At 57.0% G+C, this 23,541-nt stretch carries 20 protein-coding genes and 1 pseudogene; 4 read left to right on the top strand and 17 right to left on the bottom strand.

The annotated features are described in order from the left end of the window. Nucleotides 1-43: 43 nt before the first annotated feature. The 6 genes from AQ610_RS09440 to AQ610_RS38355 form a co-directional block, all read right to left on the bottom strand. On the bottom strand, nucleotides 44-1,357 hold the full coding sequence (locus AQ610_RS09440) for a sensor histidine kinase (RefSeq protein WP_006026796.1): 1,314 nt from the start codon (nucleotides 1,355-1,357) through the stop codon (nucleotides 44-46). Continuing rightward, the gene (locus AQ610_RS09435) at nucleotides 1,347-2,036 is read right to left on the bottom strand and encodes a response regulator transcription factor (protein WP_006026797.1); all 690 of its coding nucleotides are present in this window, start codon (nucleotides 2,034-2,036) and stop codon (nucleotides 1,347-1,349) included. The genes AQ610_RS09440 and AQ610_RS09435 overlap by 11 nt, the downstream gene beginning before the upstream one ends. Before the next feature lie 463 nt (nucleotides 2,037-2,499). Continuing rightward, complete coding sequence (locus tag AQ610_RS09425; RefSeq protein ID WP_006026798.1) at nucleotides 2,500-3,489, bottom strand: NAD-dependent epimerase/dehydratase family protein; 990 nt, start codon at nucleotides 3,487-3,489, stop codon at nucleotides 2,500-2,502. Between the two features lie 61 nt (nucleotides 3,490-3,550). Beyond that, a complete protein-coding gene (locus tag AQ610_RS09420) occupies nucleotides 3,551-4,495 on the bottom strand; it encodes a GDP-L-fucose synthase family protein (RefSeq protein WP_075644996.1) in 945 nt (314 codons plus the stop codon). A gap of 27 nt (nucleotides 4,496-4,522) precedes the next feature. After that, the gene (locus tag AQ610_RS37265; RefSeq protein WP_309546679.1) at nucleotides 4,523-4,723 is read right to left on the bottom strand and encodes a GDP-mannose 4,6-dehydratase; all 201 of its coding nucleotides are present in this window, start codon (nucleotides 4,721-4,723) and stop codon (nucleotides 4,523-4,525) included. 72 nt (nucleotides 4,724-4,795) lie between these two features. Beyond that, nucleotides 4,796-5,020 carry a GDP-mannose 4,6-dehydratase gene (locus tag AQ610_RS38355; RefSeq protein ID WP_332277789.1) on the bottom strand — a complete coding sequence of 75 codons (225 nt, stop codon included), beginning with the start codon at nucleotides 5,018-5,020 and terminating at the stop codon, nucleotides 4,796-4,798. 245 nt (nucleotides 5,021-5,265) lie between these two features. Here AQ610_RS38355 and AQ610_RS35910 point away from each other — a divergent pair. The 4 genes and pseudogenes from AQ610_RS35910 to AQ610_RS09400 all read left to right on the top strand — a co-directional run. Then, nucleotides 5,266-5,376 (top strand): annotated as a pseudogene (locus tag AQ610_RS35910) (IS5/IS1182 family transposase); the annotation flags it as partial. 589 nt (nucleotides 5,377-5,965) lie between these two features. Beyond that, complete coding sequence (locus AQ610_RS09410) at nucleotides 5,966-7,654, top strand: hypothetical protein (RefSeq protein WP_043282609.1); 1,689 nt, start codon at nucleotides 5,966-5,968, stop codon at nucleotides 7,652-7,654. A 130-nt stretch (nucleotides 7,655-7,784) separates the two neighbouring features. Continuing rightward, nucleotides 7,785-8,906 (top strand): hypothetical protein, encoded by a 1,122-nt coding sequence (locus AQ610_RS09405; RefSeq protein WP_009916353.1) that lies wholly within the window; start codon nucleotides 7,785-7,787, stop codon nucleotides 8,904-8,906. Between the two features lie 218 nt (nucleotides 8,907-9,124). After that, the gene (locus tag AQ610_RS09400) at nucleotides 9,125-10,516 is read left to right on the top strand and encodes an undecaprenyl-phosphate glucose phosphotransferase (protein ID WP_009916352.1); all 1,392 of its coding nucleotides are present in this window, start codon (nucleotides 9,125-9,127) and stop codon (nucleotides 10,514-10,516) included. A 22-nt stretch (nucleotides 10,517-10,538) separates the two neighbouring features. Here the strand turns inward: AQ610_RS09400 and AQ610_RS09395 are convergent, their stop codons facing one another. The 11 genes from AQ610_RS09395 to AQ610_RS09360 all read right to left on the bottom strand — a co-directional run bounded on the left by AQ610_RS09395 (nucleotide 10,539) and on the right by AQ610_RS09360 (nucleotide 23,539). Beyond that, nucleotides 10,539-11,816: a glycosyltransferase WbuB gene (locus AQ610_RS09395; protein ID WP_006026803.1), complete on the bottom strand. Its 1,278-nt coding sequence runs from the start codon at nucleotides 11,814-11,816 to the stop codon at nucleotides 10,539-10,541. Nucleotides 11,817-12,792: 976 nt separating this feature from the next. Continuing rightward, entirely contained in the window at nucleotides 12,793-13,767 is a 975-nt protein-coding gene (locus AQ610_RS33110; protein WP_009916348.1) for a glycosyltransferase family 2 protein, read from the bottom strand. Between the two features lie 75 nt (nucleotides 13,768-13,842). Then, entirely contained in the window at nucleotides 13,843-14,985 is a 1,143-nt protein-coding gene (locus tag AQ610_RS09390; RefSeq protein ID WP_043282682.1) for a glycosyltransferase, read from the bottom strand. A gap of 11 nt (nucleotides 14,986-14,996) precedes the next feature. Further along, a complete protein-coding gene (locus tag AQ610_RS33105; protein ID WP_009916345.1) occupies nucleotides 14,997-16,157 on the bottom strand; it encodes an acyltransferase family protein in 1,161 nt (386 codons plus the stop codon). Next, nucleotides 16,138-17,604 carry a hypothetical protein gene (locus tag AQ610_RS09385; RefSeq protein WP_043282610.1) on the bottom strand — a complete coding sequence of 489 codons (1,467 nt, stop codon included), beginning with the start codon at nucleotides 17,602-17,604 and terminating at the stop codon, nucleotides 16,138-16,140. The genes AQ610_RS33105 and AQ610_RS09385 overlap by 20 nt, the downstream gene beginning before the upstream one ends. Further along, nucleotides 17,597-19,000, bottom strand: a complete 1,404-nt coding sequence (locus AQ610_RS09380) for a lipopolysaccharide biosynthesis protein (protein WP_009916343.1) — start codon at nucleotides 18,998-19,000, stop codon at nucleotides 17,597-17,599. Before AQ610_RS09380 ends, AQ610_RS09385 begins: the two co-directional genes overlap by 8 nt. A gap of 45 nt (nucleotides 19,001-19,045) precedes the next feature. After that, nucleotides 19,046-19,813 carry a glycosyltransferase family 4 protein gene (locus tag AQ610_RS33100; protein ID WP_157225883.1) on the bottom strand — a complete coding sequence of 256 codons (768 nt, stop codon included), beginning with the start codon at nucleotides 19,811-19,813 and terminating at the stop codon, nucleotides 19,046-19,048. 413 nt (nucleotides 19,814-20,226) lie between these two features. Further along, nucleotides 20,227-20,988 carry a class I SAM-dependent methyltransferase gene (locus AQ610_RS33095; RefSeq protein WP_080595055.1) on the bottom strand — a complete coding sequence of 254 codons (762 nt, stop codon included), beginning with the start codon at nucleotides 20,986-20,988 and terminating at the stop codon, nucleotides 20,227-20,229. Nucleotides 20,989-21,008: 20 nt separating this feature from the next. Then, nucleotides 21,009-21,215 (bottom strand): GDP-mannose 4,6-dehydratase, encoded by a 207-nt coding sequence (locus AQ610_RS38350; RefSeq protein ID WP_157225884.1) that lies wholly within the window; start codon nucleotides 21,213-21,215, stop codon nucleotides 21,009-21,011. Further along, complete coding sequence (locus tag AQ610_RS09365; protein ID WP_009916339.1) at nucleotides 21,212-22,294, bottom strand: glycosyltransferase family 4 protein; 1,083 nt, start codon at nucleotides 22,292-22,294, stop codon at nucleotides 21,212-21,214. Before AQ610_RS09365 ends, AQ610_RS38350 begins: the two co-directional genes overlap by 4 nt. A gap of 57 nt (nucleotides 22,295-22,351) precedes the next feature. Beyond that, nucleotides 22,352-23,539, bottom strand: a complete 1,188-nt coding sequence (locus AQ610_RS09360) for a glycosyltransferase family 4 protein (RefSeq protein WP_009916338.1) — start codon at nucleotides 23,537-23,539, stop codon at nucleotides 22,352-22,354. Nucleotides 23,540-23,541: the final 2 nt, after the last annotated feature.

Here is a 23,541-nt window from a genome sequence, read left to right as displayed (position 1 = left end):
GGCTCCAGCCCCGGATGCTACGCAACCGGTTGTGAAATTTTCGTCAAGAAGGTGCCGGATGGGCGTCGCGCCCCGCTTCGCCAGGAATGTCGGCAGGCAGATATAGCGAGACGCGCGTGCCGCGCCCCGGTTCGCTCTCGAGTTCGATCTGCCAGCCGTAACGGTCGCAGATCTTCTTCACGATCGCGAGACCGATACCGAAGCCGCGTCCGCCTGCGTCGTGGCGCTCCGCCCGGTAGAAACGCTCGAACAGATGGGGCAGCGCCGACGCTTCAATACCGGAGCCGGTGTCTTCGATGCGCAACCACCCTCCCGCGTAGGAGAAGCGTACGTGCCCTCGATCGGTGTGGCGCGCGGCGTTGTCGACCAGGTTCGAGAGCACGATTGCGAGAGCCGAGCGATTGGCCTTGACATGGATGCCGCGTGGCACGTCGACCCGTGTTTCGACACCTTTGTCGGCCAGCCGCTCCGCAAACGGCGTGAGCGCCGTTTCGATCATGCGCGCGAGTCCGAGCTGTTCGATGTCTCGCACCGAATCTTCACGCGCGAGCATCAGGAGCGCATCGACCCGTTCGCGCATGCCGTCCGCCGCGCGATCGATCTGAAGCAGCCGCGCGCGCGACTTGCCCGTGATCGCGGAATCCTGCTCGAGCAGCTCGCAACTGGTCTTGATCGTGGTAAGCGGCGTGCGCAATTCATGGCTGACGTTGCCGGTGAACGCCTTCTCCCGCTCGATCATGTCCGCCATGCGCCGGTGGTAGTCATTGAACGCGTCGACCAACCCGACGAGCTCGGCTTCGTCATACCGGCCGGGGTCGATCGACGCCGCACGCTCGTGTTCGAGCGCCTTGACCTGCCTCGCAAGGCCGGCCACCTGACGCACCAGCAGGCCCGACACCCCGAACGAGAGCCAGACTGTCAGCAGCGCGAACACCCCCGTGCCGGCCATCAGCGCGTTGATCACCTGCTTGAAATGCTTTTCGTAGCCGCTGAAATTGTAGACGCGGTAGAGGCGTGCCGCGCCGAACGGGGCGATCGCGACATGGATCTCCCGTTCGCCGACGACGATTTCATGGGTTCCGGCAGGCAGGCCGCCAACCGCGGCGGGCAATGCGATCGGCGGCGTGTCCGGGGTTGAAACATAGCCGCGCAGGCGCTCGTCGAACGGCGGCAGCAGGGACGGGTTCGCTTCGTAGCCGCGCAACACGTTGGCCATGTCGTCCTGGATCAGGGCGGCGATCAGCTTTTCTTCCTGAGCTTCGGCGAGCACCCTGACGCCGAGCGCCTGGGCAAGCAGCAGAACGATCGCGAGCGCCGAGAAAACGAGCGCAACCTTGACGCGCAGGCTACGCCGCATCGGTGTCGCCCGCCATGAGCCGGTAGCCGAGTCCGTGGACCGTCTCGATGAGTTCCGCTTCGCCCGGTCGGGTCAATGCCTTGCGCAACATGTAGATATGCGCGCGCAGCGTATCGCTGCCCGGCAGTTCGTCGCCCCAGACTTCGGTTTCCAGTTCCGCGCGAGTGAATACGCGCGCCGGAGACAGCATCAGGATGCGCAACAGATGCAGGCATTTGGGCTGGAGCTTGATTGGACGCCCCGCGCGCTCGACGGCGAGCGTGCCCAGATCGAGCCGCACGTCGGCGAAGCGCAGCTCCGGTACGGCGACGCGGCCGCGATACCGCTTGATCAGCGCATCGAGACGCGCGGCGACCTCCTTGAGCGAGAACGGCTTGACCAGATAGTCGTCCGCGCCGTGCTCGAATCCGCTCAGCTTGTCATCGAGCGCATCCCGGGCGGTCAACATCAGGACCGGCGTGTCGCGATGCGCTTCCTCGCGGAGTTTTCGGCACAACGTCAGGCCGTCCATGCCGGGCAGCGAAATATCCAGCAGGATCGCATCCCAGGCGTCGGCGAGCGCGAACTGAAGGCCCGCGGGGCCGCTTCTCGCAACGTCCACGTGAAAGCCGCGGCTTTCCAGATAGTCATAGACGTTCGCCGCGATGGCCGCGTCGTCTTCGATAACGAGCACTTTCATGAATGAATGATCCGCGGCAAGTTTCCGCGCACGCCAGATGCCGGCTGCGCACTTGACCCCTTGCCCCTTTTGCGCAGGGATTACATTTTCGTCAGCCAGCACGGCTGTCCGTTCAACCCGGACATTATCCGAATTCGGGCGGTTCGGGCGGCCTGCGCCGGCCGCGTGCCCCCCGACTCGGCCATTCGCCCGTGCCGCATGCCGCCCGATGACCCGCTGCAACAGGCAGAATACGCCGGCAATGCGCCGATTGGCGACTACGTATGGAAGCACATTGGAGTCTTCGGGCAGGAAAGTTCCGCTATTGCGGCCGCTGCCCTGTGTCTGTTCCGATCCCGCAGCGCGCGCGGCCTCGGTTCACGGAGGCCGTCCGACGAATTGGGAAAGCAACTGCCGATCAGTTCGGAGCCGATGGTGCCGCACGCGCCCGTCACCAGGATCGAATGGCCATGAAACAGCGGATTCATGGCGAAGCCCTCACGTTATCGAGAAAGTACAGGACCGTCTCTTGCAGACCTTCCTCGAGCGTCACTTTCGGCTGCCATCCAAGAAGCACGCGCGCCTTCGTGGTGTCGGAGAAACGTCGTCTCACACCCTGCGCATACGCGTCGGTGCGTGTCACCCTGAGATTGCGGATACCCGCGCGTTCCAGCGCCCTCGCGAGACGGACGGCCAGCTCGTCGATCGTGGTTTCGGCGCCGCTCGCGATCTGGAATACCTCCCCGCCTATGTCCGGTACGATCGACGCCAGCATCACGGCATCGACGAGATCGTCGATATAGATGAAGTCACGCGTCTGCGAGCCGTCACCATGTATCTCAAGGGGCATCTGCACAAGCGCTGCGCGAATGAACTTCGCGATGACGCTGGACTTGCGCGCAGATCCCGGTCCATAGACGTTGCCGAAACGGAGCATGACAGTGTCGATCCCGAACGCGTGCTTGTAGGCCGACGCATACGCCTCTCCCGCGAGCTTGCTCGCACCATAGGGTGACGCCGGACGTGGCGCGATTTCCTCGTGGATCGGCGGTTCGACCTCGCCTGTCGAAGCGCCGCTCGATGCGAACACGAACCGCCTGATGCCGTGGCGGCGAGCGGCCTCCAGATAGTTGAACGTGCCGATCACGTTGGCACCAAGGTCCGCGCGCGGATTCTGCAGTGACGGCACAACGCCTGTATTGGCGGCCAGATGGACAATGATGTCGCAGCCTGTGGCGACATCGACCGCCAGTTGCGCGTCGACGATATCGCCCACGATAAGCTCGACGCCGCGCGGTGCCGAACGGACCTCGTAGTGCACGAGCTCTTCATACGCGGCGACGCGGGCAAGATCGGCGCGCGTGCCCGTGCTGAGGTTGTCCAGCACACGCACGGCGTGGCCCCCCTCGTCCAGCAGCCTTCGGATCAGCGCGGTGCCGATGAATCCGCACCCGCCGGTGATGAGCCAGTTCATTTGCGAATGTCGCCATCTTCCATTGGGTTGCGGACGGGCATCGACCGCGATTGCGCGGCTCTCATCGACCGCTCTCGGCCAGAAAACTCGCATAGGTTTTTCGGATGCCCTCCGCCAGCGGTGTCTTCGGCAGCCACCCGAGCGCGCGCAGGCGTTCGACCGACAACAGCTTGCGCGGCGTGCCGTCAGGCTGGGTCGGATCGCAGACGATCTCGCCTCGAAACCCAACCGCGTCCATGACCTCTTCGGCAAGCTCACGAATCGTCACGTCCTCCCCCATGCCGATGTTGAAAAGACCTTCTTCGATGCCGTTTTCCATCAGAAACACACAGGCGTCCGCCATATCGTCCACATAGAGAAACTCGCGCCTGGCCTTGCCGGTGCCCCACACCACCAGATGCGAATCGCCACGCAGCTTTGCCTCATGCGTTTTGCGCAGCAACCCCGGCAGGACATGGCTCGTCTGCAGGTCGTAGTTGTCGTTGGGACCGTACAGATTGGTCGGCATGACGCACAGATAATGCGTGCCGTACTGACGATTGAACGCTTCGCAAAGTTTGACCCCCGCAATCTTCGCGACGGCATAGGGCTCGTTCGTTTTCTCGAGCGTGCCGGTGAGCAGGTACTCCTCGCGGATAGGCTGCGGGCAATCGCGCGGATAAATGCAAGACGAGCCGAGGAACAGCAGTCTGTCGACCGAGGCCGCCATCGCGGCGTCGATTACATTGCACTGGATCACCAGATTCTCGCGAATGAAGTCGCCGGGATACGTGTTGTTTGCATAGATGCCGCCGACCTTCGCCGCCGCCAGAAAGACATAGGCAGGTCGTTGTTCACGGAAGAATTTCCGAACCGCCTGCTGATCCGTGAGATCGAGCGATTTCCGATCGCGCGTGACGATATTGTCGTAGCCGCCCGCATCAAGACGCCGCACGATCGCCGAGCCGACCATGCCCCGATGGCCCGCGACATAGATAGGGGCATGTTTATCCACTGTTCCAGACATTGGCACCCTCCTCTTTCAGTCAGTCACTCATGGCATTCGAACACGCGATAGATAGCCGTGTTCTCGGACGAGCGCGTCGCGCTCGGCACAGCGCAGATCCTCTCGAGCCATCTCCGTGACGAGATCGATAAAACTTGTGCGCGGCGTCCAGCCCAGCCTTTCGCGAACCTTTCCTGCATCGCCCAGCAGCGAAGGCACTTCAGTCGGTCGGAAATAGCGTGAGCCCACCGCCGCGACAACCTTTCCGCGCTCGTCATGGCCGCGCGCCTCGCCCCCTTTCCCCGCCAACTGATCGGCATGTCAAGTTCTCTCGCTGCGGCGTCGACGAAGTCGCGCGCCTGTCCCCGGTTGCCGAGACAGAGAAAGTCCTGCAGACCGAGCTTGATTCGCGCCAGTGCACGCGTGAGCGTGGTTTCCTTTTGCGGCACGGCCCGAACGAGTCACGAAGTACCCTTTCTTCAACAGGAACTCCGTGAGATAAGCACCATCCTGTCCTGTTATCCCGGTAATCAGCGCGGTCTTCATATCGACTCCCGTTCCCTCTCCTTCGTATCGTATCCGGTTAGTACTCTGAATCTTTCATCTGTCTGGCTGGTATGGAGTTTTGTCATCTCCGGCAGAGCATTCAACCTTCACTCCTGCGCCTGATTCTCGATACGGGCATCGCCATTCCGATGCGGAACTTAGAAACTCTAACAAAATGAACTGCGGGGCTGTTAATCCGCCACATGCGCTGTTAACTTCTTCATTGTTTCGCTGACGAAGAGGTCATGGCAAAAGCGATACTCGATGACGAATTGTGGTCGCTTATCCAACCGTTGTTGCCGCCACCCAAGCCGCGCCGGACGCGATACCCGGGACGCAAGCCGCTCGACGATCGCGGCTACGACCACGACAAATATCGCAGGCCGCTGCATGCCGCCGGCATTGCCACGCAGATCGCCCGTCGGGGAGCACCTGCAACAGGGGCCATGATGCCGGCGCCCGACACTGGCGGCACCGGAGCGGCATCGATAAGGACGATGTCGTATCGGGCCGATACCGCATTCACGAGCTCAATTCATCGGCCGCTGAACAGAAGGTCGGCCGGGTTGGGGTTCCAAGCCGCAATCCCGGCGACAAACCGAACAGCATCATCGAGCGCCGCCTGCCAATCCGATCCGACAATGCGCCGAACGCGGGCTGCATGAGCATGTAGACTGACAAGCGCAGCCGTCATGATTCTGCATTTTCTTATGGCGCTTATCACATTTTCCAACGATATTCATCATCGAAACTAATGATAGTGACGAAATCCAGATGGGTACTTTTCGTTATCGCCTTGGAAGGGGTTGCCTAATTCACGACAATGCCCTTTAATTTTTTTTTGAACTTATCCCACCAGCGCCTGCTGATTGGCGCCTTGCCTCCAGCGAGGAAGCGGCCTTGCCGTAAGCAAGCAAGTCATCAAACCGTTTTCAGGAGCGCGTAATGCACACGAGCTTTCCCAAACTGCTATCGTTTGCAGTCATGGCCTCGGCAGCAATCCTGCTTGCCGCCTGCGGCGGTGGTGGATCCTCCCCCTCGGCCACCATCCAGGGCAAGGTGGTTGACTTTTATCTCTCAGGTGCCACGGTTACCTTCCTTGATTGTGGCAACCAAACGACCACCACCAGCACAACCGGCGACTTCACCTTCCCTGCAAATTGCGCCAGGAGCGCGTTGTCGGCCACGGGGGGTACCGATATCGGCACCAACCTGCCGTTTACCGGCGTGCTACAAGCACCTGCGCAGGACAACATCGCCGGCGTCACGCCTATGGTCACACCGCTGAGCACGCTCGTGGCACAAGTGGGCGCCGCCCAGGCCACCTCGCTCGCTTTCAAGCTGGGACTGCCCGGCAAGGATCTGCTCAACACGGACCCAATGAAGGACGGCGCAGTGCTCAAGGCAGCATTGGTGGTTCAACAAGTGGTCGATCAGATCAGCAAGACCCTGATCGGCGTGGCCAATAGTGCCGGTGGTACGCTGAGCACAGATGTCGCCACCGCCGCGGCCGCCAACGCCGTGGCCAACGTGATCAACAATGGCAGCGGTGTAGTGAGCCTGAACACCGGGACCGTGTCGAGCGCTATCCAGGCCGCGGTGATCAATGTGCAGTCCAGCCTGCCGACCAGCCTGCAGAGCAATATCGGCAATGTGGCCATCAATGCGGCAGCGCTTGGCGCTCCCACGGTGACCAAACTGGCATCCAATGTCAGTACCGGACTCGGCACCATCAACCTTGGCACTGATCCAGCGTCGACCGTGGCGGCGCTGCAAAAATCCGGTGCGCTCAACGGCATCTTCGACAGCAGCGAATCGACCCTGACCACGACGCTGGTCTCGGCGATCACGCCGGTTGCGCTGGGCAACGCCAGTCTGACAGCCAATTTGACCACGTTGGGCAACGCGGTGGCGACCGGCACCGCGCAGACTATCACGAACGCGGCGAACGCCCTGGGCAGCGCCGTCAACAGCACCACGCTCAACCAAGTCGTGAACCTGGTTACGCTGACCAACTATATCCAACTGGGCAACGTGACGCTCAACAACGGCGTGCCGGTACCGCTCTCCCCCAGCCTGTCCGTCAGCGGCGGCAGCTTGACGGACGTCCAGGTCGCGCTGACCAAGCAAGGCTCGCCGTTTGGCACGGGTGCGTCGGAGGTGCGTGCAGGCATGAGCTACACGTTCAACGGCAATACCGTCAACGTGATCATCGAGAGGGTTGTGCTGACATTCAACGGCAGTTCGCTGATCGCTGCCATAGTGCCGGTCGGCACCAGGTACGCGTTCAGCATCAACGGCGCCGTCAACGCATCCGCTTCGCTGTCGACCTCCATCGCTGACAACCTGTTCTCCACCGCAGGCGGCGGCTCACTCGATCTGCCGATCGTGATATTCCTCAACAAGCTGCAGGGCGCGGGCGGCCTGACGGCCGGCCAGATCGACGCACTCACGCCGAAAGCGACCAGCACCGTGAACACCACCCTCTCGGTCAGCGGCACCAGCGGCACGGCGGTCAAGGTCGGCACCGGCTCAGGCAGCAACGCTGCGGAAACAGCGACGACTTCGGTGTCGACAGGCACCGACCAGGTGAGCGGCGACGGTGTAACAGTGGCCATCACGGTCAATCCCTAAGCGATCTTGTCGTTTCAGTCGCGCCCCGCCTCGCGCGGCGGCGCCGCCGGGCGCCTGCACGCTACGGTTGGTCCGACAGCGTGTTACGGGCGCCCGTTTCTCTGTACCACACTCTGCCCCGGAGTCCACGATGTCGAAGTTTCGTCCGCGCCAGCGCGTTGCCACGGTATTGGCGATCCTCGGCATGGTTGCGGCCGGCGGCGCCGAGGCTGCGCCCGAGGATGAATTTCTGCGCGCCGAGCCCACCACAGGCGAGTTCACCCGTTTGCGTGCCGAGGTCAGCTACGACGCGGTCAACAGCACGCTCGACATTTTCAAACTGCGCACGCGCCAGGGACCGGCACCCGAGAATGCCGGCGACTACAAGGGCGCGCGCATCATGATCGCCTACAAGTTCTCGCCGTATTGGTCTGGTGCCGTTACCTACTGGCGCCGCAATATCGATTACGGCCAGGACACCAATAGCATCAATAGCTGGCAGTTGGCGCTGAATTACGACCCGCTCGCGGAGCCCGGCGCACGCGACCGCGCGATCTTCCGCTTCTCGCTGTGGGGCGACTACGCCGGCACGCTCAGCAAAACTTCGCCGACGCAGGTACAGCGCACCACCTTCAACCAAATCCGGGTCAGCGGCCCAATGGATGTACAAGCGCAGGCCGACGCGATCTTTTCTGGCCAATTGGACGACAACAACACGCTGACCGTATTTGCCGGCGTAGGCCTGAGCCGGGTCTCGGTTGGGGACTTGAACGCCCAGTTGCGCCGAGGCAACTGCAACTTCAACGTCCATATCGGTTCGGACAATATCGCCAATGGCACCCTGAGCGCACCGTGCCAGGCGGGCAATACGACCCTGCAGGACGCAACCTTCTCAGTCGATGCGGCGCAGTTCGGCCTCAATGTCAACCAGGACCTCAACTACACGGCCGGCTTCCTCAACCTGGGCGGTTCATGGCGCTGGCGGTACAAGCACTTTGGCGCTCAGGTGGGCTATCAGTTCCAGTACCTGATCCGCAGCCATGTCGACAACGGTCTGTCGAACTATGGCGTGTCACCGATCAAGTCCAACCATACATTGGGCCTGGAGCTCACGTACGAGGTGGTGAAGAACGTCGAGCTGTTCGTGCGCGGGCAAGCCTTTATGCACAATTTTGTCGGCACCATCCCCTTCCTCTACAACGGTGCTACGGCTGGACGGCTCAATCGATACTACGGCTACGCGTCCTTTGGCGTGCGTTTTTCGGGCTTTTGAGTTTGATACGCCCACTGTTCATCATTAAATTAATTCTGATGAAAATGATATTTACCCATTTCATTCAGGCAGCACCGATATGCAGATTTCGCCAATTTTGAGGATGTCGGTCAATCGCGGCCGTGATAAGTTGCATACAGCAAAAAAACAGCTTAAGACAATCTCGCCCGACATGGAGTTCTTCGCAGGGGGAGCGTCAAGTGGGATTATATCGAGAGATGTTGATCCGCCACGCTGATGGAACGGCGCTTGCAACGCGATTGCTGGATATTGCTACGATCTGGCTGACGGGGCAGCTTGCAATCGCGCTGCGCTTCGTTGATGACGCGGCCTCCATCCCCCCCATCTACTACTTCGTTCTCTATTTCAGCTGTGCCGTGGCACTTGTGGTACTGCCGAACTTCCACCTTTACTCATCGTGGCGCGGACGCAACTATTTTTCGCTCCTGCTGCGCCTGGCCGGCGCATGGAGCCTGATCTGGCTTATCGGCATCTCTTTGTGTTTTCTGATACACAAGGCTGGATTCGTGTCTCGGCTGTGGGCAATGTATTGGCATGTAAGCGCATTGCTAGGGTTGATCCTGTTGCGCGTTCTGGTTCACGGTGCACTCAGCATTGTCCGGCACAGCGGCCGAAATGCCAAGGATGTGCTCATCGCCGGTTTCGGCGATACAGGCCAGGAAATGTATCGCCGTGCCACCGCAAACCGGTGGCTTGGCTTCACCGTCAAGGCCATTTATACCGAAGGCGATGAGCCCATCCCGGAGGGCATTAGCCGCATCACCAGCCTGGCAGACATCGCAACGTTTGCCCACAGCCGTCAGGTGGATGAAGTATGGCTTGCGATGCCCTCGATGACAAAAAAACAAATGCAAGCCATCGCTCACGCGTTGCGCAACGACTTCATCGACATCAAGTGGGTGCCACCGGCGCTTGACTTCCAACTGTTCAACAACAGGCTGGGCGAGTTCATGGGAATGGCGGCAATCGATCTGAATCGCCCTCCGCCACTGGGGATGCGCTGCATCGTAAAGGAAATCTTCGACCGCCTGTTTGCCGCGCTCGTGCTGCTTATGCTGTCCCCGCTGTTCGCTACCATTGCGATTCTGATCAAGCGCAGCTCTCCAGGGCCGGTCTTCTTCAAGCAGGAGCGGCTTGGGCTCGACGGCAGGGTCATCCATGTCTACAAATTCCGCAGCATGAAAATGCATCACGAAGACGGCGGCACGGTCACACAAGCATGCCGAGGCGACAGCCGCGTCACGCCTGTCGGCGCCTTCCTGCGCCGGACCAGCCTGGATGAGCTGCCGCAGTTCATCAACGTTCTCCGGGGTGACATGAGCGTGGTCGGCCCGCGCCCCCACGCCATCGCACATAACGACATCTATAAGGAGCAGCTCGAGTTCTACATGCTGCGCCACCGCGTCAAGCCCGGCATCACCGGCTGGGCGCAGATCAACGGATGTCGAGGCGAAACCGACACGCTGGAAAAAATGGCCAAGCGTGTCGAGCATGATCTCTTCTACATCCGGAACTGGTCGTTCCTGTTGGACTTGCGAATTATTCTGTGGACAGCATTTAAGGGCTGGAGCGGAAAGAATGCATATTGATGGCGTCGAAAGCTCATGAAAGCTATCCTGGGGAACTGGCCAGCTTACCCTCTACCAAGGAAAGCAGTGCTTGCTCGAACTTGCCGAGCACGGCTTCCCGCCCCAAATGCGCCACGGCATACGCTCGGGCTGCGGCACCAAGCTCAGAACGCAGTTGAGGGTTCGTTGCAAGCTGCTCAATGGCAGCCGAGAGCGCCTGCGCATCACCGGGCTCGACGGCCACCCCGCGTCCCGCTACAACGGAAGCGACCTGGGTGCCATGCGCAGCGGTTGCCAGCACGGGCCTTCCGCTTGCCAGCATGCCAGTCAGCTTGGAAGGCATGACCAAGTCGGCAGCATCCGCCCGTTGGGGCAGCAAATGAATATCCGCGAGGTTCAACAACGCATTCAGTTTGTCGACGGGTTGCAGCGGCAGAAACGTGATGTTGCTCAGACCGGACGCCAATTCCTGCAGCCGTGATTTGGCGGGTCCGTCACCACACAAGACAAAGCGGACGTCCGTGCGTGCAATGAGCGACCGCGCCGCATCAATCAATATCTCCAGCCCCTGCTTGCTCGCCATGTTGCCGGAATACAAGGCAACGATCGCGTGCCGCGGAATCGCTAGCTCGTGCCGCATTGAACTCGGTCCGGTCAGCGGATAAATTGCTTCGGTATCCACCCAGTTGGGGAACAATGTCCCGTGCATGACGCCCTTCTCAGCGAGGCGCGCCGACATATTCTCGGAAATCGTGGAAACCCGATCGAAAGCTTTGATGATCACCCGTTCCGCCCAATAAGCGAGGCGGCTCAATATGCCGCGCGGCAACAAGCCGAACTCGAAAGCGGCATCCACCTCGAAGTCCTGAACGTGGAGCCACGCTTGGGCGCCCGACAAACGGGCGAGCAACCACGCTTGAGGCGCGCATACAAACGGGGGCTCCACAACCCACACGATATCGGGCCGCCAAAAAACCTGCCCCAGCATCACCGGCAGGCTGCTCGCGGCGAAACTTGCCAGATGCACCAGCCGTTTCAGGCCGCTGGGATGGCGCGGAACCCACACCGGGCAGCGGTAGACCCAAAGACGCCCTTCCCCGTTGAGGGCGTTGCTTTGGGTAGGTGAAAGGTCCTTGACCTCCCGGCTATATGAACGTCCCGAATATCCCTGCCCGATCTGCCATGCCGGATAATAGGGCGGCGCAGTTACAACGCGCACCTCGTGTCCTCGCCTGGCGAGCCATTCGGCCATTTCGCAGGTATATTTTCCGATTCCGGAGAGTTCGGGAGAAAAATTGATGCCATGAAGCGCGATTTTCATTTCCCGATCTCCGTTTATTCGAATTCAAGATGACGAAATTTAAATCCTTAATGCCATCAATGTGCCTAGAGTCTATGGATAGATGCCCCAGGACTTGCGACAAGAGAGCCACATCATATCTTTCATTATTAATATCAGCATAGCCCAATTTTAAATCCGCGCCCTTCGACTCAAAGCCATTCATCACGCAGAATATTCTCCTTGACGAGAAATCTAACTCGATAGCTTCAGCATAAAATCCAAATTTGATTAATAAATTTGGAAAAACCGCATCCAGCACCAACATCCAGCGCCATTTTCCCATTCGAAAACTTTCTAGCCGAGCGTTGGGTGTTGAAGATTTTATTCATTGCGGTTGAGTTATCCTGGTCCTCTTACCAACTCTTTTACATGGAGTTCCAGCATAGACAGACCAGGGCTCGTCAATCGTTTTTGTCACAACAGCACGGGCTCCTACGACAACTCCCTCGGATATTCGCACTCCCAGATGCACAAAAGCTTCCGCACAGATCCAGACGTTATCCTCCAACGTAATGGGCTCGGCGCAGAGTTGAAAATTTGCCATGTTGTATTGATGCGAACCGCCACACAAGTACGCCCCATCAGAGATTACGCAGTGATTTCCGATGCGAATTTTATCCATGTTGTATATGTTAACTCGATCCGCAACACCCACCTTATCCCCAATTTCCAGATTCCAAGGCGCCCAGATTCTCGCACCTGGATAGATGTGGACATGTGCCCCAAGCTTCGCGCCAAACATGCGCAACAGTAACGCACGCCAAGCATGAAATGGGCGGGGGCTTGGTCGAAATAACGTCACGTATACGATACTCCATGCCTGGCGGAGAACACGATGGCGATATGAAAACGATGGTCCGGTAAAGGGGTCATTATCTTGCAAAATCATAGCACCCACCTTAATAATTGCCTCCAATTGCGCCACAATCCATTTGATCCCTGCGTCGCACACCAATCAAGCCGATTTGCAGTTGTTTTCAGTTGCGCAAATCGGATCAATTCCCAACTCCCGTTTGATTGCTTCAACGCAGTCTACGTTATCCGAATGCATGCGACGTTCCACTTCCCTTACTTTCACATCCGCAAGAAATCGGTACCAGAATCCTTGCAGGAAATGGAACGCAAAACCGCCCCCCATTCCATCGAGAAAACCAAGGCGCAAGCTCATACGATAAAAGAATAGCAGGAACGCGCGCAGGCCAAGAGGCAGATGTAGATAAAAATGGTCCTTCAGCCATCTTTTTAATCGGGCCTGAGATGTAAGCTTTCCGGCATCGGCCAGTTTAGGCAGGAACTCATATTTTCGATTGAGCAGATCAATCGCTTCCCGAGTCGCGTACCCGTTGTGCTTGTTGGTCCACCATGTGATGTTATTCAAGTTGTCATCAATATATTCACCTTGCAGGCGCTCGGATTCTCCCGTCGTGAGCACCATGTGTTCATCCATCCAGCGCCGCTCAATCTCCGCAGTGCCTTTCCTCCAAAGCCTCAGACTCCATTGCGGAAATCCACCGTGGCGAATGATGGTACCCATAAATGTGGGATATCGACAAACGAGAAAACCATTGACGTTCTTGGCGGCCAGCGGAAGTTTGGCCCGTATCTGTTCCGCAAGAGTAGGGGTGATCACTTCGTCTGCATCAACCCTCATCACCCATTCAGTGTTTAAAGGCAGGTTGTCCAATGCCCAGTCGAGCTGAGCAGCATGGTTGACGAATTCGTGCTGCCTCACCCGCGCCCCAAATGATTCTGCAATGGCCACGGTCCTGTCATCAGAAAATGAATCGATGACAAAGATGCATCGTGCGACTTCGCTGGCGCTCCGTATGCAGCGCTCGATGTGTTTCTCCTCATTGAAGGTCAGAATAATGGCCGTCAAGTCGGCAAGCCTGTTGCTTCGAGGTGGCGCAGTAAAAAGAGAATGTGACATTCTTGGCCTTATATCGACGCTGGCGCCACCGATACCCACATTAATGCTCGGAGGTGAAATACCCTCGCGTGCTAACTATTGGATGGCTTGATAGACGGCCATCATTCGCGTGGCGGCCGCCTGCCATGAGAACGCCTCTTTCATCCATGTACGCCCTTGCCAGCCCATTCTCTCCAATTTCATGGTCCGTATCCGATCTATCGCTTGCGCCAACGATTCCGGACTGTTTTCCACCCAAAGCCCGCAATTGTGCCTTTCGATTTGGCTCCATGGAGTACCGCGGCTGGCAATGACCGGCAATCCGTGAGCCAACGCTTCCGCCACAACCATGCAAAAGTTTTCGCTATGGGATGGCACCACACAGACATCCGCGGAGAGAAACGCACGCTGCTTTCCGATGCCGTCCACGTGGCCGGCAAAAAAAACATTGTCGCCGGCCAGGCCCTTATCCGATGCGCACGCCTTCAAGCTTGATACAAAGTCTGCATCACCGGCTCCGTAGATGGTTAGAACGATATCCTGCTCCTTTAAATGGCTCATGGCCTCAAGCAGATTTTCAATACCCTTTTTCGGTGCGATGCGACCGAGGTACATGATGCGCAGTTTACTGTCCGGCATCCAATCTCTTTCGGGTAGGCCATCGGGAACCTCGACGGCATTGGGAACCAGCACCGGTGCTGCGTTTGGAATCCTGACCCGCGCTGCGTTTTCCTCCTCGTCCGATGTGACATGGGCTACTACGCGCCCCTGCCGGATCAAGACGTTGCAGAGCAACTCCCAAAGTCGTTTCAGCCGCTTACGCGGCACGTCTGGCCATTGATACGCATCAAGAATCGCTCCGCGATGTGACCAAACGACCGGCTTATTCATGAGTCGGCAGAACATAAGCGTAGGAATGGTTGGAAAAGAGTACGTCGCCGTCAAATGCACGACGTCCGCCCAGCGCACAAGCGATGGGAGTTTGCGCAGCAATTCGAACGATACGCTTCCTGCTGCGAACCGCCGAGCCATCATCACTTCTTGGTTCGGGAATAGGCCAGTGAGCTTTGCGCCGTCCAATCGGCTGGACACACTCGGCCCCGCGGCATCAGTGGTCAATACCCTGAGTCTCACGCCGGGCAACTGCGCCAAAGCGTTATTCAAGGCATAGACAGAAAAGATTGGCCCACCCCAGTAGGTGGCGGGGTAGTAGGTTGGGCTGATGTGAAGGATTTTCATATCTATCCTTTTCATGCCGCTCCGCGATTTCTCGCCATAACCATTGAAAACAACACTTCAAAGCGACGCCGAACTGCCGCCGTGTGCCTTTCAAAAATCCACCAGATTATCCAACCAAATATTAAAAGAAATGCCAACCACCCAAAATAAATGGCGATGCTGATTGTGCTCAGCCTCATCCGCCCCTCGGTATAGAACAGCGCTCCAATCAAAATGACCAAAGGAAAGTGAGAAAGATAAAGCGAAAATGAGAAATCCGCCAGCGTATTTGAGAGATTATCAAACCAGGCTCGCTTCCTCTTTGCGTCAGCACGCGACACCAAAACCGCGCACAACGATGCAAATGCTAACCCAATCAAGAGATCATCCACGCCAGAATTAGCGTGTTGATTGTGGCCCGTTTTTGACAAGATCAATGCAATCAAGAGAAACGCCGTTGCAATAGGCCATAGAGCATTGAAATATCGATCAATCCTGCGCCCTCCCGTCCATTCAACGACGAGGACTGCCAACCCGAGAAGCCAGACCACATATCCCTGCAACATGGCTATAGGAATGAACAGGATCACCAGCGATGCTGAAAAGGCACATATAATGCGCTGCGACATTGATGGTGATTTACCGATTCCACCGAAAGCAATTGTCATGAATGGAAATAGTATGTAATACCAGAACTCGTTTGAAAGACTCCATAGCGGGCCATTGCTTCCAAATGTCGGCACCATGATCGTTTGCACAAAGAACACGTTGCCAATAGCGGTGGTCAAGCTGGAATCATAATTGCCGGCATGCGGCGCAGAGTGCCACTGTTCGGCAAACGCACCGGAGAGCACCTCCGGCGCGACGACCATGATCACTCTGTCAATGCCATAAGTAAGAAGCAGGCATGGCAAGAGGACAACCCAAAGGCGCGCAAAACGCGCAGCCAGATAATTTGCCCAAGAAAAATCGCGCCCCGCCCTGAGCACTGCGCCGCCGACGAAAAATCCGCTCAGGACAAAAAAGACCATCACTGCCTGATGACCCAGGCCAGTTACAAAATAAAAGACCTTTGCCAATATCGATCCGGCAACACCCGAATCATAGTCAATAACAGTTGCCGCCCGTAAGTGCGATGCCGCGACCAATATCGCGCTTATGCCACGCACCAAATTAAGTTTTACGTATTTCATGAGTGTAGGCTGACGTAATGACGGGCGATCGTAGCGGTGTTTTCTCATTCATGAAATTGTCGTTTCGGCTCGCTGCCATGCTGAAACCAACAAAAATCCACGCATAACCCACAAGGGTCCCCTGCCCGGTGATTTGCATGAAAATAAGCAATGGCAACATGAAGCCGACGAGCGCGAGTGGCAAGACCTGGCCGGATTTTCTCGTGAATCGGACGGCCTGACGCATCAACCAAAAGGCCAAGGCAAACCGATACATGATGAACAACGGACCGAAGAACCAGCCGAGCTCCACAATATGGCGAGCCAGTCCGTCTTCCGCCCAGCCTGTCGGCCCGGACCACTGGTTGGCCACGTCAGGCAATTGAACCCACGTAAGAGATCCGGTGGCATTCCCACCGATTCCAAGCAGATAGCCTTGCGGCGGTGCTTTGTCAAACATGCTCAAGAAATGAACGAGCTGGTAAACCATTCGGCCCAGGATGCCTCCGCCACCATAACTTATGTTTTCCACCCACGCAGCGTCTATCCATCGCTCTGAAAACTCGAAATAGACGTCCGGGAAAAGTATTGGATAAAGAAAGGAAAATATTAGCGCTGCGGCTGCGATGAACAGCCCAGAGCCCGCGTGACGGCGCCTTAGTGCCGTGCCGCCCACCACGGAAAACAGGAAAACAATAGCTGCGTGAATAACAAGCCCTCGCTGCCCGCTAAATCCGATCATAATCAGAATTGCGAAGCCGGCTGCAACTAGAGTAGCGGCTGCAACGCGGCGCTGGGATTTCCTCATAAACCAAGCGCCTGTTACAAAAGCGAGGCCACTTGCCACAAAAGCTTGCTGTCCGAGCGAGGATGTAAAAAGACCCATAGGACGAATTCTGTCTCCGGAAAATCCCAAACCTATGTATTGCTGGGTTTCCAGCTCACCACTACCTCTGACAACAATCGATTCCGCTGGCGAATAATATTGCAATATAACCAGCGGCATAACGGCTATCGATAACCATATGGTTATGCGGGCGATTTTTGCAAGATCCGTTCCTCTGACCTGTTCCCCTATGATGAATGCGAACGGGATGAAGAAAAAATAGTTGATCCAGCCGTACGCCGCGATGATCAAATGACGCTCGCTATAGCCGCCGAGTACCATTTGCAGCACGACCAGGCAGGCAGTCAACCCACCGAACCACAGTCCAAAAGCCAAGTACTTGTTGGAGCGCGGCCACATTCCAGAACCCAACGCAACCGCGTAAATCAGAAAAACCAACGGGACACGGGCGAAATAGAGCAAATCCCCCATCGTAGGCAAGAGCCATTTTCTGATCGCCCCCTCAAAGATCAGTAGTAAATAAACCGCGATGATCATTCGAACAATCAAGCGGTTCGCGTGCGAGCGCCTTGGTACAACAAAGATCCGCTGAGCGATGCGGGGCGCATGCATATCAGACATCCTGCTCCCCTCCCTTTTTTGCAAACCGCAAGGTGCTCCGGCGCACGAGATCAAGGGCTTGGTGTATAGGTGGTTTGCCCACCGCTCCTATACAAGTCATTAAACCGATCTCCGCCATTCGAAGGGCAATTGGCACAACGCACAGAGCGATGCCGACCTCCGCAATAAGAAGTGCCAGCGCAGCGCCGACAGGTCCGGCCGCAGTTGTCAGTGGCAGAGCAACAATACATGCTGCCGAATATCCCAGGAAAAATATCACGGCAATTTTCGTGTGCCGATTTGCTGCGTACGCGATTTTCATTACGTTGGACCAGACCGCATTGACGATCGTGGACGCCGCCAGCACCAGGACCAGTATCCTGTTGAAAGCCACTTGCCCCCCTGTCCAATGCGGGAAAAGGCGTTCACCACAAACCAGCATAGCGCCAAGTGTGACGACGCTTAACCAGGTGGTGGCCTGCATTCCATGAAGTAGCAGTTGCTGAACAGTTGCACGGTCGCTTTTACCGTGCGCTCGCGCATATTCGGGTTCAAGTGCTTGACCCACCGCGTCTTGCAACTTCACCGCGATGGCGGTAAGCATTCTGCTCGCCACAAATAATGTGACGGCACCTGGTCCGGCGACAAAGCCGACAACCAATCGCATCCCCTGATGATTCATGGCTTGACCGACAGGGAACATCAATGCCGCGACGGCCGGCCGGCCCAGCCGCACGACGGTGCGCCATCGAAATCCGGAAAAACCGTACCTAAGCCAAGGCAGGTAATGCGCCGTGATACCCCAATATGCCAGATAACCTAGACATGCCGCGCCGGCATAGACTTGGCTGACCTGCAACAAACCACCTCCAAGCGCCACTGTGACCGCGGCGAACAGAAACTCCACGAACTGTAGAGTCGAGAACAACAAAATGCCGCGACCGTACATCCCTTGACTATAGAACCCCGTTTGAAGGGTGCCGATCTGTATATGGGCGATAACGTAAAGCGCGAGATAGAAAACGACATCACTTTGTGCGATGCCAACCACGGCTTCATCGGCCCTCGGCATCCACGATAAGAGCGTGTGCGATAACAAGGTGATGGAAAGCAGCAATATTGCAGAAAGCCCGAAGACAATCAAAGAAACCGACTGAAAAATGGTTAAAGCTTCCTCCCGCTTTCCTTGTGCTGTCTTCATGGTCATTTCATGGGCTGCAACACTATTGAAACCCAGATCGGCTATCGAAAAATAGGCCGGTATCGCGAACAACACCAGCCATTCCCCGTACCGTGCCGCTCCCCAATAGTGCAGAAACAACGGAACCTCGACGAAACGCATCGCCATCTGCGCCACATGGGCGAAGCCCTGCGCCTGCATGGTTTGCCAAATCCTGTGGATGGCGGTGCTGTCCATGACTTTCCCGATCGCTTGCTATTACCGTGTTAAAGAGTGCATCTTTCAAATTGCCGAGTGGGTAACGATGTCGGAACCGAGGCCATCGGCTTGCCCTACGGCATGGCCGTAAATCTGGGCCAGTCTTGCAGCGTATGTTTGCCAGTCAAGAACCTGATCGGGCGCAACGAAACCGGGATCAGGTGTCACATCAACAGCAGCCGCGATAGCGTTGGCGAGAGCGAGATGGTCTTGGGCTGGCACAACATAACCGTTTTCCCCCTCCACAATCGCATCCGCCGCGCCGTTGTTTTGCGTGGTCACGGCCGGAATCCCCGCCTGAAGGGCCTCACTGACGGCTACCGCAAACCCATCCGCCAGGCTTGGCAGGGCGAACACATCAAAGCCGCTCATGAAGTCGATCATGTTCGCATTTGGGATGTGTTCAATGTGCTCAAACGGCACACCGATCCTCGACAATCGAACAAGATAATCCTTGCCGGAAGCGCCGACCAAGGTGACTTCAAATTTGACTCTCGCATTTCGCCTATTAAGATGCGCAACGGCTTCCAATAGGTAGTGCTGGCCTTTTATAACACTAAGACCAGCAACGCAAAGCACCCGAATAGTGCGACCTTTTCCTTTCGCGGCCCTATTCCCTTTTTGTTTTTTGTCCGTACCTGACGGATAAGGTAGCTTGATCAGTTTTTCCGGATGAATGCCGAACTCGACAAGGGACTTGGCGACCCAATTCGAGGGAACCAGAATGTGGGTACAAAGAGTGTATTCCTGCCTCATGTATTCCCAGATCTTGTCGAAGCGTCGATATTGCATGTTCAATCGCTCGTACTCCGGAGCAAGAATGCGATTAACGACATCCGGGTGCCCACATACAGCCTCACCAACCACGCACGTACCCTCCGCTTGGCAGCGCTTGATCAGCCTGGGCGCGGCGCCATGTAGCAACACGTGACTAAGGTCCGCTCTCGTCCAATCTCTCAGAACCGCTGACTCCCATATCTTGTGATACACGGGCAACGACAAGTCAAGCAAATGCCCACCGAGCACTTTCGAGTGCGCAGCAAGCAAATATTCCTTTAGCCACATATTCCTTCCATAATACCTATCGATATCATGGTTTGCGCCGAATCTATGCGAGTAATAAAATCTTTGAGGCAGCCCAAATTCGCCGAGATATTTCACGTACTTGTGGTAGTGAAAGCGGCCACATACGGCAAAATTTACCTTCACTTGCTCGCCCTCTTCGCCGAAATCAAAAAGACACGCGTGAATACACCACTACCCGCGTCACCCGTTTCCGCCAAGTTCCAGAGTATCAGAGCAGCACGTATTGCCTGCCAAATGAAATACCGCACCGAAGATAGGACGCCGTGGCCGATCAGAATGGGGCCGGTTTCCCTGACCTCAATGTTGCAAAAACCAGAAAGGGCAAGCAATCTGGAAAGTGAATTCGGATTAAAGCCCAACTCATGGGTAAAGTCGCCATAACGAGAGCTCGCCCCCCAGGGACTATCGGCATTGGGTGTCTGAAGCACAAGCCGGCCACCGGGCTTCAAGGCCGCATGACAGGTATCGAGCAAGCGCAACACCTCGGGCTTATGCAGGTGCTCGACGATGTCGAGGCCAGTGACAAGATCGTAGCTTTGCGGACGATCTTCCAGGAAATCCAGCACGTCTTCTTGCATCACATCGGCGGTCACCTGTCGGGAAAGTCGGACCTGCTCCGGACTGGTATCCACGCCGCAGACTTTGCGATAACCCATCCGTTTGAAGAAATACAGCAATTTGCCGCCGCCGCAGGCCATATCAAGAACGCGGGCTTCCTGGCTATCCGGCAACCAGCCGCGCAAGTAGTGGCGGTAGCCGCGCCCCCATCGCCATGCTGCATCAGCATCGAAAGTTGCGTTGGCGTCCTGAAAGACGGATGCGTAATGCGCATAGATGCGGGTGCGATAGCTTGATTGAGAAACGAGAGAATCATCATTCATGGATACGATCCTTCCGAAAATCACTCGTGCTCAAGACTTGCTTGTGCCGTCAACACGCGTCGACATGATGGAGACTCGGTCGCTGCTGCCAAGCTTTTCAAGTTTCCGTCATGACTCGTGGATGCTTCGCGCGAGGTACCGAACACCTCATATCCACGATCCAGCAGGAAGCGCGCAAGATTGGCGTCGTGTTGCCCAAAGACACCGCAAATCAGAGCGCGTTTCATGAACCCGATACCTCACGGACGGCAGCGGCAAGGCGCCGCTGAAATTCGGGGAACGCGAAATAGCCGAGGCCCGGCGGGATGCTGCGAGGGTCATTGATGCCAGAGAGAATCGCCGTTTCGAGTTCGACGCGATTGCGCGGGTCCACCAGCCTGCCCAGTTCCCCGTTGCGGACAGCTTCTCGGCTGCCATCGAGACGGCTGGCCACGACAGGCACGCCGCAAGCAAGCGCCTCCAGGAAAACAAAGCCGAATCCTTCGCCATAACCAGGCATGACAAAGAGATCTGCCAATCCGAAAAGGTCGCGCTTCTCGGATTCCGGCACAAAGCCGGTGAAAGTCACATGGCCATTGAGGCCAAGTGATTCAGCCTTCTGTTGCAGGCGAGTCCGATCATCGCCATCGCCAGCCACGAGAAATAAAAGACTGGGCAGTTTCTTTAACAGGTTCGGCATGACTTCAAGGACCTCGTCCACCCCTTTGTAGCGCTCGGACGACACCAGACGCGCGAGAAAGAGAATCACTTTTCTTCCCTCAACCTCGTACCGTCTGGCCAGAGCGGGATTTTTGGGGACCATCCCATAGCGGGAAAGGTCAATGGCATTAGGCAGAATCGTGAACCTCGATACGGCCATGGCCGTCCATTGCCGCATGGCGTCACGCGTGAACTCACTGATCGACCACACCTTGGCAAGCCGATTGACCAACTGACGAGCCCACCGGGAGCGGTGAGGCCGCCAGACGTCGATGCCGTACACCATCAATACAAGTGGGGCACGTATCTTGAAGTTGAGCACGGCAGTCAGGGGCAGCAGGTTGATGTGCCCACAGATGACAAGGTCAAAGCCTCCTCTCGCCGCAAGGAACGCTTCCTTGGCGTACTTGAATTTCCCCGCCACAGCGGCGGATCGATACGTAATCTTGACGGGAACGGATTCAACCGGAAAAGGCGTGCCGCGTGGCACCACGACGATTTCCTCAACATCGGGCATGGCGGCTAGCGCGTGCAGCAAATCGCTGTTGTATCGGGCGATACCGCCATGCCCGCCAAATGCCTCGGGAACGACTGCGAATATTCTCATAGCCCGGATCCATGCGCGGAATACACAAGATCAGCATCCATTTCAACCGAATCTCCTCTATCCGGCAGCAGATATGAATTCGCCGGCTGTGGGACCTTCCATGCAATCGAATTGATTCAAATAAGCGCGCGCCACGGCTGCATGGGTATAGCGCTGTAACGCGAACGCCTGGGCACTCTCTCCCAACGATCTCCTCGCGTCTTCGTCAGTGAGAAGGTGTTTGAGCGCAGTCGTGAGATCGTCAACGTTGTTTTCCTGGAACACCAATCCGCCGGGTCCAATGACGTCCGGAATGGCGCCGGATGTCGAACCCACGCAAGGCACCCCTGCCAGCATGGCTTGCGCCAGGACGAGACCAAACTGCTCCTTCCACCTCCGGGTCGCATACGAAGGCAGAACAAGGATGTCCAAGGCCCGCATATAGGCCGGCATTTCTGCGTGCGGGACAGCGTTGTGCATCACCAGACGCTCCCCGAAGACGGGCTTCCACCTGTCGACGATGTCCGTCTCCAACGCGCCCGCGCCCACGATTAGAATGCGCCAGGGAATTTCCAGAAGGCGATGGAGTGCCTCGAGCAATTGCATGATCCCTTTTTCAGGAATCAGGCGGCCCACATAGCCGATCAGCGGCACGTTCTCTGGGATATTCAACGCACGCCTCATATGGCGGTCGCTTTTCCCCGTATAGCCAGCGGGATCGAGCCCCACCTGAGGCAACACCGCGGCTCGCCCGGCGTATCCCTTCTTCTCGCGCAATAGCCGTTCACCGTCCCGGTTTCCACAGATCACCAATTCGGTGCTGCGCAGCGCATATCGGTTGAGTGTCCATTTAATGACGTTGAGTGGGAAGCGAGGCTCTCTGGCCAGGTTGTCCCAGAGAAAGAAGCTGATTTTGGCCGACGGACAAATGCATCGCGTCAGAAGCACAGTCTCGAACCCTGAGGCAGAGTGGGGGTCCTCCTCGATGTGGACGCGATCGGGCTGGAATTCCCGCAACACCCTGGCGAAGTGCAGTGGATCGAGCATGTAGGACATATGCGAGCGACAGAAGTAGTCGCGAATGTCGACCACATCGTCTTTGGAGAGACCTGATGCAAGTTCGCGCGTATAGCGCTTGAAGACGTGCGGAAGCGATCGGGGAGTGAGTATCTTCAGCTCCAGCCCCGGGTCATGACGCTTCATCGCCACGAACTTTTCTTGCGAAACCGCAGTAATGTAAGTGGAACCCACAACGAGCAATCTCATAT

This window comes from Burkholderia humptydooensis (assembly GCF_001513745.1).
Classification (GTDB): domain Bacteria; phylum Pseudomonadota; class Gammaproteobacteria; order Burkholderiales; family Burkholderiaceae; genus Burkholderia; species Burkholderia humptydooensis.
This window is presented reverse-complemented; position numbering and strand designations above follow the sequence as displayed.